At 50.9% G+C, this 12,020-nt stretch carries 11 protein-coding genes; 9 read left to right on the forward strand and 2 right to left on the reverse strand.

The features are described from left to right. The first annotated feature begins 248 nt into the window (after positions 1 to 248). Together aceB and aceA are read left to right on the forward strand one after the other, a co-directional pair. Positions 249 to 1,856: a malate synthase A gene (gene aceB, locus E8E00_RS02665; RefSeq protein WP_069590619.1), complete on the forward strand. Its 1,608-nt coding sequence runs from the start codon at positions 249 to 251 to the stop codon at positions 1,854 to 1,856. A gap of 72 nt (positions 1,857 to 1,928) precedes the next feature. Continuing rightward, positions 1,929 to 3,233 carry an isocitrate lyase gene (gene aceA / locus E8E00_RS02670; RefSeq protein ID WP_069590620.1) on the forward strand — a complete coding sequence of 435 codons (1,305 nt, stop codon included), beginning with the start codon at positions 1,929 to 1,931 and terminating at the stop codon, positions 3,231 to 3,233. A 45-nt stretch (positions 3,234 to 3,278) separates the two neighbouring features. On the opposite strand, the gene E8E00_RS02675 is transcribed toward aceA, so the two are convergent. After that, the gene (locus E8E00_RS02675) at positions 3,279 to 3,719 is read right to left on the reverse strand and encodes a CBS domain-containing protein (protein ID WP_069590622.1); all 441 of its coding nucleotides are present in this window, start codon (positions 3,717 to 3,719) and stop codon (positions 3,279 to 3,281) included. Positions 3,720 to 3,937: 218 nt separating this feature from the next. Between E8E00_RS02675 and queA the strand changes: the two genes are divergently transcribed. The 5 genes from queA (at position 3,938) to secF (ending at position 9,429) form a co-directional block, all read left to right on the forward strand. Further along, positions 3,938 to 5,017: a tRNA preQ1(34) S-adenosylmethionine ribosyltransferase-isomerase QueA gene (gene queA, locus E8E00_RS02680; RefSeq protein WP_096629660.1), complete on the forward strand. Its 1,080-nt coding sequence runs from the start codon at positions 3,938 to 3,940 to the stop codon at positions 5,015 to 5,017. Positions 5,018 to 5,101: 84 nt separating this feature from the next. Further along, positions 5,102 to 6,223 carry a tRNA guanosine(34) transglycosylase Tgt gene (gene tgt / locus E8E00_RS02685; RefSeq protein WP_069590626.1) on the forward strand — a complete coding sequence of 374 codons (1,122 nt, stop codon included), beginning with the start codon at positions 5,102 to 5,104 and terminating at the stop codon, positions 6,221 to 6,223. Positions 6,224 to 6,259: 36 nt separating this feature from the next. After that, on the forward strand, positions 6,260 to 6,589 hold the full coding sequence (gene yajC / locus E8E00_RS02690) for a preprotein translocase subunit YajC (RefSeq protein WP_069590628.1): 330 nt from the start codon (positions 6,260 to 6,262) through the stop codon (positions 6,587 to 6,589). Between the two features lie 27 nt (positions 6,590 to 6,616). Further along, positions 6,617 to 8,470, forward strand: coding sequence for a protein translocase subunit SecD (gene secD / locus E8E00_RS02695; RefSeq protein WP_077662897.1), 1,854 nt, complete (start codon positions 6,617 to 6,619; stop codon positions 8,468 to 8,470). A gap of 11 nt (positions 8,471 to 8,481) precedes the next feature. Next, positions 8,482 to 9,429, forward strand: coding sequence for a protein translocase subunit SecF (gene secF / locus E8E00_RS02700; protein ID WP_077678135.1), 948 nt, complete (start codon positions 8,482 to 8,484; stop codon positions 9,427 to 9,429). A 108-nt stretch (positions 9,430 to 9,537) separates the two neighbouring features. Here the strand turns inward: secF and suhB are convergent, their stop codons facing one another. Continuing rightward, positions 9,538 to 10,341 (reverse strand): inositol-1-monophosphatase, encoded by an 804-nt coding sequence (suhB, locus tag E8E00_RS02705; RefSeq protein WP_096629657.1) that lies wholly within the window; start codon positions 10,339 to 10,341, stop codon positions 9,538 to 9,540. Positions 10,342 to 10,602: 261 nt separating this feature from the next. On the opposite strand from suhB, the gene trmJ reads away from it, so the two are divergent. Both trmJ and iscR read left to right on the forward strand, forming a co-directional pair. Further along, entirely contained in the window at positions 10,603 to 11,358 is a 756-nt protein-coding gene (gene trmJ / locus E8E00_RS02710) for a tRNA (cytosine(32)/uridine(32)-2'-O)-methyltransferase TrmJ (protein ID WP_069590635.1), read from the forward strand. Between the two features lie 132 nt (positions 11,359 to 11,490). Beyond that, a complete protein-coding gene (gene iscR, locus E8E00_RS02715) occupies positions 11,491 to 12,012 on the forward strand; it encodes a Fe-S cluster assembly transcriptional regulator IscR (RefSeq protein ID WP_069590637.1) in 522 nt (173 codons plus the stop codon). Positions 12,013 to 12,020 lie beyond the last annotated feature (8 nt).

The raw sequence follows: 12,020 nt of genomic DNA on the forward strand, positions 1-12,020 counted from the left end.
AGGTTTATATCCTCCTAATAATTCGTACAAAAAAATCAATTCGAGCTAATACTCTATTTTAGTTAACCTACTGTTTTATTTGTATTTATGTGTTTTTTGTTGCGAGGTTGAAATGAATCTCTAGTTGATTTTTACGCCAAACTACGCCAACTTGATTAAACAGTGACCACATTGTCTAGAAAAGTTGCAGTGTGGCGGAATAATCATTTTTGTTGTGATTGGATTACAACTGAGGCCAGGGAGGCAACATGACTGAAGCGTGTTCAACGTTACGTGAATCGCTGGTGCTGACAGAAGCGTTATCACCGGAACAAGCTGAAATACTCACCGATGATGCGTTATGTTTTGTGGCGAGTCTCGCTGATAAGTTCGCATCACGCGTGCCTGAGTTGCTCGCGGCGCGAGAAGTTCGTCAGCAGCGCATTGACGCAGGCACCTTGCCAGACTTTTTGCCCGAAACCGAATCAATTCGCCAAGGGGACTGGACCATTCGAGGGATCCCCAGCGATCTGCAAGATCGCCGGTTAGAAATCACCGGACCTGTCGATCGCAAAATGGTGATTAACGCACTGAATGCGAATGTGAAGGTCTTCATGGCAGACTTTGAAGACTCATTTGCACCGGCGTGGCCGCAAGTGGTTGAGGGGCAGCGGAATTTGCGTGATGCGGTCAACGGCACCATCAGTTATACCCACCCTGATACCGGTAAGCGTTATCAGCTCAATGATAATCCGGCTCGGCTGATCTGCCGCGTGCGTGGCCTTCACCTCACTGAAAAGCATGTAGAGTGGCAGGGCAAACCCATTCCAGGCGCTTTATTCGACTTCGCTTTGTATTTTTTCCACAACTATCGTCGCTTATTAGAGACCGGCTCGGGTCCTTACTTTTATGTGCCGAAGTTACAAGCCTATCAAGAAGCCGCATGGTGGAGTGACGTCTTCTCATTTGCTGAAGATGAATTTGGTCTAAGCCGTGGCACCATTAAAGCCACCGTATTGATTGAGACCCTACCTGCCGTGTTTGAGATGGATGAAATTCTTTACCATCTTCGCGACCACATTGTGGCTCTAAACTGCGGCCGCTGGGATTACATCTTTAGTTATATCAAAACCTTGCGTAATCATCCGGATCGCGTATTGCCGGATCGCCAAGTCGTGACCATGGATAAACCTTTCCTCAATGCTTACTCCCGTTTGTTGGTAAAAACTTGCCACAAGCGCGGTGCGTTAGCGATGGGCGGTATGGCCGCGTTTATTCCCAGTAAAGATCCGGCTGAAAACCAGCAGGTGCTGGATAAGATTGAAAAAGATAAAACCCTCGAAGCCAATAACGGCCACGACGGTACATGGATTGCGCACCCGGGGCTGGCAGATACCGCTAAAGCGGTGTTCGACCGCGCACTGGGTGACAAGCCTAACCAGTTACATATCTCCCGCGAGCAAGACGCGCCGATTACCGCCGCCGATCTCCTTGCTCCTTGTGACGGAGAGCGCACCGAAGCGGGAATGCGACACAACATTCGGGTCGCGGTGCAATACATCGAAGCATGGATCTCAGGCAATGGGTGTGTGCCGATTTATGGATTAATGGAAGATGCGGCCACTGCCGAGATTTCACGTGCGTCGATTTGGCAATGGATCAAACACCAAAAGCCATTGAGCAATGGCCAAGTAGTTACCAAGGCATTGTTTGAGCAATACCTCAGTGAAGAGATGAAAGTACTGGAACACGAGTTAGGGGCCGATGTCTTTGCCCGCGGGCAATATCAGCAAGCAGCCGCCTTGATGGCACAGCTGACGACCAGTGATGAGTTGGTCAACTTCTTAACCCTACCTGGGTATCAGTATTTGCCATAGTGGCACGGAAGCAACACAACAAAATGGATTGACAGGACTGGGCTTGCGCCCGAGAAATAAGAGGAATGGAACATGACTTTAACTCGCCAACAACAAATCGCTCAACTGGAAAAAGAGTGGGCAGAAAATCCACGTTGGAAAAACGTAAAACGGACTTACAGCGCGGAAGAGGTGGTGAACCTACGCGGCTCTTTTGTCCCAGAAAACACCATTGCCAAGCGCGGTGCCGCTAAGCTTTGGGATCTTGTCAATGGTGAGGCCAAAAAGGGCTATGTGAATTGCCTTGGTGCACTCACTGGTGGGCAAGCTGTCCAACAGGCCAAAGCGGGGATTGAAGCCATTTACCTCTCCGGCTGGCAAGTAGCGGCGGATAACAACACTGCCTCAAGCATGTATCCAGACCAATCACTGTATCCCGTCGACTCTGTGCCTGCGGTGGTGAAGCGTATTAATAATGCTTTTCGCCGTGCCGACCAGATCCAATGGTCGAAAGGGGGCAGCCCGGAAGATGGCATTGATTACTTTTTGCCGATTGTTGCCGATGCAGAAGCAGGCTTTGGCGGCGTACTCAACGCGTATGAGTTGATGCGCAGCATGATTGATGCAGGTGCCGCTGGGGTGCACTTCGAAGATCAGCTCGCGTCGGTGAAAAAATGTGGCCACATGGGGGGCAAGGTATTGGTGCCGACCCAAGAAGCGGTGCAAAAACTGGTGGCAGCGCGTTTAGCAGCGGACGTTGCAGGGACAGATACCTTAGTCATTGCGCGCACCGACGCCAATGCGGCAGACTTGCTGACGTCGGATTGCGACCCCTACGATAAGGACTTTATTGTCGGCGAGCGTACGGCCGAAGGCTTTTACCGTGTGCGTGCGGGGATTGAGCAAGCCATTTCTCGCGGCTTGGCCTACGCGCCGTATGCCGATTTAGTTTGGTGTGAAACGGCAAAACCTGATTTAGAAGAAGCGCGTCAATTTGCCGAAGCCATTCACGCCAAATACCCCGATCAATTGCTGGCTTATAACTGCTCTCCGTCATTTAACTGGGAGAAAAACTTGGACGCAGACACGATTGCCCGTTTCCAACAAGCGCTTTCAGACATGGGCTATAAGTATCAGTTCATCACCTTAGCGGGTATTCATAACATGTGGTACAACATGTTTGATTTAGCCCACGCTTATGCGCAAGGTGAGGGGATGCGTCACTATGTCGAAAAAGTACAGCGCCCAGAGTTTGAAGCGGCTGAACGAGGCTACACCTTTGTGGCGCATCAGCAAGAAGTGGGCACGGGTTACTTCGACCAGATGACCAACACCATTCAAGGTGGTCAATCGTCGGTGACAGCGTTGACTGGCTCAACTGAAGAAGATCAGTTCTAACCCATGCGGATGGGACAAAACGGGGAGTGGTGACACTCCCCTTTTTTATTCGTCGGCCTCCATAGGCTCAGTTTCTTCTTGGATTTCCAACAAAGTTGAGGCTATGGCGACAAAATCGCTGTCGGTAATAATGCCAACTAACTTCTGATTTTTAATCACAGGCAAACAACCGATTTTGCGCTCTAGCATGGTCAAGGCGGCTGCGCGTAGAGAGGCTTCTGGATCCACCGTCACCAGTTGACGATGAGCAAAATGCGACAGGGGCGTATTCATTTCGTTGTCTCCGTTAGTCGCTTTACCTAACGAAGAGGCTTGAGCGGATAGCACGTCGCGTTGCGTCACGAGTCCTACCAGTCGCTGCGCATCATCAACCACAGGTAAATGACGAAAGCGTTCGGCACTCATCAGCGTATGAGCGTCGGCCAAGGTGTGTTCCGGGGAGAGCGTATGTGGATGCCGGGTCATCATGTCATCAACGATAAACATGGCACCTCCTTGCAGTCAGACAGGGAAGGGAAGCTATACTTACACTCTAGTCTACCTAGCACTAATTCGACGTGATACGCATCAAGGATAGTTGTTATAAAAGGCAGGCGAAGTGCAATAAGATGTGACAGTTTAAGTGGCGACTAATCCTCCACCTTGCTTGATATTCACCGTGGTGAACCTATACTAGCGGCCTGCTTTTTATCTAGGCAAATGTCATGCAATTATCCGATTTTCACTTTGAACTTCCCGATGAGTTAATTGCACGCTATCCGCAGCCGGATCGCAGTGCAAGTCGCTTATTGTCACTCGATGGCACAAGCGGTGAGGTGGTACATCGTCAGTTTAAAGATATCCTCGAGCTGGTTGAGCCTGGGGATTTGATGGTGTTCAACAACACACGAGTGATCCCCGCGCGTGTGTATGGCCGCAAAGCGTCGGGTGGTAAAATAGAGGTGCTGGTGGAGCGCGTGCTCGACGAACGTCGTTTCCTCGCCCACGTGCGCGCGTCTAAAGCCCCCAAACCCGGTGCCGAATTATTCCTTGGCGATGACGGACAGATCCCTGCAGAGATGGTGGCACGCCACGATGCTCTGTTCGAAATCCAGCTAAATGGCGATAAAGGCGTGGTAGATACGCTTAACGACATCGGCCATATGCCGTTGCCGCCATACATCGACCGCCCTGATGAAGAGAGCGATAAAGAACGCTATCAAACTGTGTATAACCAAAAGCCCGGGGCAGTCGCTGCGCCAACGGCGGGGTTACACTTTGACGATGCCATTATGGCTGCGCTTAAAGAAAAAGGCGTCAATATAGCGTTTGTTACCTTGCACGTCGGCGCCGGAACATTCCAGCCCGTGCGCGTTGACAATATCGAAGAGCACGTGATGCATGCAGAGTATGCGGAAGTGCCACAAGAGGTTGTTGATGCGGTGAACCACACCCGTGCGCAAGGTAAACGCGTGATTGCGGTGGGAACCACCTCGGTGCGTTCACTGGAAAGTGCGGCACAAGCGGCGAAGCAAAACGGTGAGCCGTTGGCGCCATTTTTTAACGATACTCAGATTTTTATCTATCCTGGTTATCAATGGCAGCTGGTGGACGTGTTAGTGACCAATTTTCACTTGCCGGAATCAACCTTGATCATGCTGGTGAGCTCTTTTGCCGGTTACGAACATACGATGGCCGCCTATCGTGCGGCAGTTGAAGAGCGCTATCGCTTTTTCAGCTACGGCGATGCCATGTTTATTACCCGTCAGCAAGACGCTGACTCATCGACAACGACACGAGATTAACTGCTCGTGCGATGCTTGCGGCAGGATAAACCTTGCACGCATAAGACACACGCCAGACTGTTTCTCTGGCACTGAGGAGGATTCGTGGAATACGAACTGAAGAAAACCGACGGACGCGCCCGCCGTGGCCGTTTGATCTTTGAGCGCGGGACTGTAGAAACCCCAGCATTTATGCCGGTAGGAACGTACGGGACCGTAAAAGGAATGACCCCAGAAGAAGTTAAAGGAACCGGTGCCGAAATCTTGCTTGGCAACACCTTCCACCTTTGGCTGCGTCCGGGTCAAGAGGTAATGCGACTGCACGGGGATTTGCATGACTTTATGCAGTGGCAAGGACCCATCTTGACCGACTCTGGCGGCTTCCAAGTCTTCAGCTTGGGCGATATCCGTAAAATCACCGAAGAAGGGGTCCATTTCCGTAACCCTGTGAACGGTGATCGCATCTTTATGGATGCGGAAAAATCGATGGAGATCCAATATGACCTTGGCTCAGACATCGTGATGATTTTTGATGAGTGTACCCCTTACCCAGCGACGCACGCCGAAGCGAAAAAGTCGATGGAGATGTCACTACGCTGGGCAAAGCGCAGCCGTAATCACTTTGACAAATTAGGAAACAAAAATGCGCTGTTCGGTATCGTGCAAGGTGGTGTATATGAAGACCTGCGCGATGTATCGGTCAAAGGGCTCACTGAGATTGGCTTTGACGGTTATGCTGTCGGTGGTTTGGCTGTGGGTGAGCCAAAAGAAGACATGCACCGCATCTTGGAGCATACCTGTCCGCAACTACCAGAAGATAAGCCCCGCTATCTGATGGGCGTGGGTAAGCCTGAAGATTTGGTGGAAGGCGTTCGTCGTGGCGTAGACATGTTTGATTGTGTGATGCCAACCCGAAATGCCCGCAATGGCCACCTCTTTATTACCGGCGGTGTGATCAAGATCCGTAATGCGAAACATAAAAGTGATACCTCGCCTCTGGATCCAGAGTGTGACTGTTACACTTGCCGCCATTACAGCCGTGCTTACTTGCACCATTTAGACCGCTGTAACGAAATTCTTGGCGCGCGCCTCAATACCATCCATAACTTACGTTACTATCAACGAGTGATGGAAGGTTTGCGTCACGCGATTGACGAAGGTAGATTAGATGCCTTTGTAGAGGATTTCTACGCGCGTCGTGGCAAGGAAGTGCCGCCGCTCGACTGATTTCGAATTCAACAACTAGAACGAGGACGTGATTGAATGTTTATCTCACAAGCTCACGCAGCCGCTGAAGCCGGACCACAAGGTGGTGGTATGCAGCTATTTATCATGCTTGGCCTTTTTGCGGTGATTTTCTACTTTATGATTTACCGCCCGCAAGCCAAACGTGTTAAAGAGCACAAGAACTTGATGGCTTCTATGAGCAAAGGGGACGAAGTACTGACCGGTGGTGGTTTGGTGGGTAAAATCACCCAAATCGCTGAAGACAATGATTTTATTGTCATCGCCCTGAACGACGACAACGAAGTGACGATTAAAAAAGACTTCGTGACCGCTGTTCTACCTAAGGGTACCATCCAGTCTCTTTAATTCTCGCAACCATAAAGGATGCATGCTGTGCTAAACCGTTATCCTTTGTGGAAGTACATCATGTTGCTGGTAATCTTGGTTACCGGCATCGTGTATGCGCTTCCCAATTTATACGGTGAAGATCCAGCAGTACAAATTTCCGGGGCGCGTGGCGCCTCGGTAGATATGACTGCGCTGGACTCCATCAAACAAACCCTCGAATCCAACGATCTCTCCTATCAATCTATCGCGCTCGAAGACGGCACCGTGTTGGCCCGCTTTAAAGACACTGAGACCCAAATCAGTGCTCGCGATCTTCTGATGTCCCGTTTTGATAGCAACGACTATGTGGTGGCTTTAAACCTAGCTCCGGCGACGCCGACTTGGCTAGACGCGCTGGGTGCCACGCCAATGAAGCTTGGTCTTGACTTGCGTGGCGGTGTGCACTTTCTCATGGAAGTAGACATGGACGCGGCACTCGAAAAGCTGATGACGCAGCAGGAAGACAGCTTCCGTACTGATCTGCGCGAAGCGCGTATTCGCTACCGCGGCATTCGAATTGAAGATAATACCCGCGTTGTGGTGCTGTTGCGTAATGCGCAAGAGACAGACAAAGCACTTGAGCTGCTGTCGAACAACTATCTGGATATGAACTTCTCGGTAGATGACGATCAAGGCAAACTGACCGCCGTCTACAAAGAAGAGCGCCTGAAAGAAATTCGTAATTACGCAGTGGCCCAAAACATCACCATTTTGCGTAACCGTGTGAATGAGTTAGGTGTGGCCGAGCCATTGGTGCAACGTCAAGGCGCAAGCCGGATTGTGGTTGAGCTTCCGGGTGTACAAGATACGGCGCGTGCGAAAGAAATTCTTGGCGCGACGGCGACCTTGGAATTTCGCGAAGTGGATCAAGACGCCGACTTGTCTGCTGCCATGGCTGGCCGAGTGCCGCCGGGTAGCGAGCTGATGATGACCCGTGATGGTCGTCCAACCGTGTTGAAAAAGCGCGTGATCCTGACCGGGTCCCATATTACCGATGCGAGCTCGTCGCGTGACGAATACAGCCGTCCTCAAGTCAATATCTCGCTAGATAGCGAAGGTGGCGACAAGATGTCGGACTTCAGTAAACGCCATATTGGTGAACTGATGGCAACGGTTTTCGCTGAGTACAAAGACAGCGGAGAGCGTGACGAAAACGGCAAAGTGATCTTGGAAAAGCACGAAGAAGTGATCAACCAAGCGACGATTCAATCAGCGTTGGGGCGTAACTTCCGGATTACTGGCATCGATTCGCCTGCAGAAGCACACAACCTCGCGTTGCTGTTACGTGCAGGTGCCTTGATTGCTCCCATCTCTATTGTTGAAGAGCGCACCATTGGTCCATCTATGGGGCAGCAAAACATCAATATGGGTGTGCAAGCCTGTATCTGGGGATTGGTCGCGGTGATGATCTTCACCTTGATTTACTACCGTCGCTTTGGCCTTTTTGCTAACTGTGCGTTATTTGCGAATATCGTGCTGATCATCGGTATCATGTCTTTGATTCCTGGGGCGACCATGACGCTACCCGGCATTGCCGGTATTGTCCTCACCGTGGGGATGGCCGTGGATGCGAACGTACTTATCTTTGAGCGTATCCGCGAGGAGCTGATTGAAGGGCGTAATCCACAACATGCGATTGATCGGGGTTACTCCAATGCCTTCAGTACCATTGCCGATGCCAACATCACCACATTGATCACTGCCATCATCTTGTTTGCAGTGGGTACAGGTGCAATCAAAGGCTTTGCCGTCACGCTGTCGATCGGTATTTTGACCTCAATGTTTACGGCCATTATCGGTACACGTGCGCTGGTTAACCTGGTGTACGGCGGTAAACGCGTCAAGAAACTGTCGATTTAAGGGAGCCAAGCATGTTTCAAATTTTTAAACCAGACATGTCGATCAACTTTATGCGTTGGTCCAAGTTGGCCTTCGTTTTTTCGCTTGTCATGATTGCCGCGTCTGTGGTCACCCTGTCAACCAAATGGTTGAATTGGGGGCTGGACTTTACTGGCGGAACCCTGATTGAAGTCGGCTTCGAACAGCCGGCAGATTTGCCTGCAATTCGTGAAGCCTTATCCGCTGATGGGTTTGACGATGCGGTGGTGCAAAACTTCGGCAGCGCTACGGATGTGATGGTCCGTTTGCGTCCGCGCGATGATATGCAGGGCGAAAATCTGGGTAACGAAGTGCTCCGTGCGATCAAAGAAGGCACGGGTGAAGCAGTTGAAATGCGCCGGATTGAGTTTGTGGGTCCAAACGTCGGGGACGAACTGACCGAAGCGGGTGGTCTGGCGATCATCATTGCCTTGGTTTGTATTTTGATCTACGTCTCATTCCGCTTTGAGTGGCGTCTGGCAGCCGGTGCGGTTATGGCGTTGGCGCATGATGTGATCATCACCCTAGGGATCTTCTCACTGTTCCAAGTGGAAGTGGACTTGACCATTGTTGCCGCGTTGCTAACGGTGGTGGGTTACTCGTTGAACGATACCATCGTGGTATTTGACCGGATTCGTGAAAACTTCCGTAAGCTGCGTAAAGGCGAGTCGGATGAGATCATCAACGCCTCTATCTCACAAACCTTAAGCCGGACCACGATTACATCCGGGACCACGTTGTTTGTGGTCATCGCCCTATTCACCTTGGGCGGCTCAATGATCCACGGGTTTGCCATGGCATTGCTGATTGGTATCACGGTAGGTACGTATTCTTCGATTTACGTTGCGTCAGCGTTGGCGCTGAAATTGGGGATTACTCGCGAGCACTTGCTGGTACCCGAGGTGGAAAAAGAAGGTCAAGAGTTCGACTCTATGCCTTAATACTGTCGGCTACCGACTCGGTGGCCGCGGCTTTACCATTCAGTTTGGTAATAAAAAAAGCGGCGCTCGATGAGCACCGCTTTTTTCTTTTTTCGTCTGTCGTGTCGATTATTTCTTCATCGACTCAGGCGCATTCTCACGCACTTTTGCCAGCATACCTTTCACGATACGTGGGTTACCACTGACAATGTTGCCTGAGTGCATGTAATCGGTGCCGCCACTAAAGTCGGTACAAATCGCACCCGCTTCACGAGCAATCAGCTCACCAGCCGCAAGGTCCCACGGCTTAAGGCCAAGCTCAAAGAAACCGTCCACACGGCCAGCGGCCACGTAGCACAGATCCAAGGCTGCTGAACCGGTACGACGGAAGTCTGCACAATCAACAAACAAACCACTGATCACGGCCATAAAGCCTTCAGCATGTTGCTTCGCTTTGAAGGGGAAACCCGTCGCGAGGATAGTGCCGTTCAGATCTTTTGCGCTGCCGGTACGGATACGTTTGTTGTTAAGTTGCGCGCCAGCACCGCGTTGTGCGGTGAATAGCTCGTTACGCATTGGGTCATACACGCAGCCGATTTCGGTGCGGCCTTTAATGCGCACAGCGATAGAAACGCTGAAGTGAGGTAAGCCATTAACGAAGTTAGTGGTGCCATCCAGTGGGTCGATGATCCATTGATAGTCGCTATCTTTACCTTCCGCAACGCCAGATTCTTCACCAACGATGGTGTGGTCAGGGTAGGACTTCTTGATAATGTCGATGATGATTTGCTCAGCACCTTTGTCCACATTGGTGACAAAGTCATTGGTGCCTTTTTGCGCGGTTTCGATGTTGTCTCTGTGTTCTGCAGATTTAGCGATAAAGTCGCCAGCCTTCCGTGCAGCACGGACGGCGATGTTTAGCATCGGATGCATACGATTTTCCCAACGGATGTTAAAGAACGAAAGCGGGCGCGAGTATAACAGAGCTGGATGAAAAGGAAAGTGGTTATTTTTTCATCGCCACGGATCAGGCAATTAGCGCGGTAACATGTTTTTCGTCAATAGTCGCTCTGGTCCTAGCTGAGAAGTATTATCGATTGCACTGTGATAAACTGCGCAGATCTTTCAGACCTCTGCTTGCGGGTAGTCAAAGCCAATAATTACCCCAGTAGTGCAAGAGACGACGATAACACCATGCTAGATCAAATTCGCGTAGTGCTAGTGGGCACTTCCCACTCCGGCAATATCGGCTCGGCGGCACGAGCCATGAAAGTAATGGGCTTAAGCCGTATGACCCTAGTGGCACCTCAATGTGACGTTGATGGACAAGCCATTGCACTGGCTGCCGGCGCCAGTGATATCGCCAATAACGCGCGAGTGGTGGACACGCTTGAAAAAGCCGTGGCCGATTGTGGCTTGGTGATTGGGACCAGTGCACGCAGCCGAACGCTAGAATGGCCGATGCTAGATGCCCGCGAGTGTGGGAAAAAGGCCTTGTCTGAAGCACCGTCTCATCCGGTTGCGATTGTGTTCGGCCGTGAGCGCACAGGACTCACAAATGAGGAGTTGCAAACCTGTCATTATCATGTCGCCATTCCTGCCAACCCAGATTATAGCTCGTTGAATTTGGCCATGGCGGTGCAAACACTCTGCTATGAGCTGCGTATGGCATGGTTAGAAAGCCAAGCGTATCAAGGCGAGAGTCAGGTTCAAGACTATCCGCTTAATGAAGAGCTGAGCCGTTTTTACCAACACCTTGAAAAGGTGTTAACCCAAACCGGTTTTATTCGTAAACAGCATCCTGGCATGGTGATGACCAAATTGCGTCGTCTGTTTAATCGCGCAAGGCTGGAGAGCCAAGAGCTTAATATTCTGCGCGGCGTCTTGTCGTCGGTTGAAAAAGGGACCCGGCCAACAGACGCATCACCATCCAATAAAGAGAATTCATAACGGCATTGATCGATTTCATTGGCACGACGTAATAGGGCAAATAAAACCTGACTAAATTACTCAGGTAAATACTTGACCAAAACACTCAAGTATGTAACCATTTGACCATCTATTCACCACAGGTAGCGTGTTATGAGACTGACTTCGAAAGGCCGTTATGCGGTAACCGCGATGCTCGATGTCGCCCTTCATTCTGAGCAGGGCCCGGTGCCACTGGCGGACATTTCTGAGCGTCAAGGCATTTCATTGTCTTACCTTGAGCAACTTTTCTCTCGCCTGCGCAAGGCGGGGCTAGTGAGCAGTGTTCGTGGCCCAGGCGGTGGTTATCGTCTTGGTGTAGAAGCCACTGATATCGCGGTAGGTGCCGTGATCGCGGCGGTTGACGAATCCGTAGACGCCACTAAGTGCCAAGGTAAAGCTGATTGTCAAGGCGGTACTCGCTGTTTGACGCATACCTTGTGGCGCGATTTAAGTGCCCGTATAAGCGGTTTTCTAAATGACATCACGCTCGGTGAGCTGATGCAAGATAACGAAGTGAAGCAAGTAGCAGATCGTCAGGACGCTAAACTGGATGCCACCTTGGCGCCCAGACATTCTTTTAGCTCACAAGTAAAGCAAGACAGTGCCACCATTGGTGTCAATGTTCGCTCCTGATGACCATG

Origin of the sequence: Salinivibrio sp. YCSC6 (assembly GCF_004916735.1) — a bacterium.
Taxonomy (GTDB): domain Bacteria; phylum Pseudomonadota; class Gammaproteobacteria; order Enterobacterales; family Vibrionaceae; genus Salinivibrio; species Salinivibrio proteolyticus.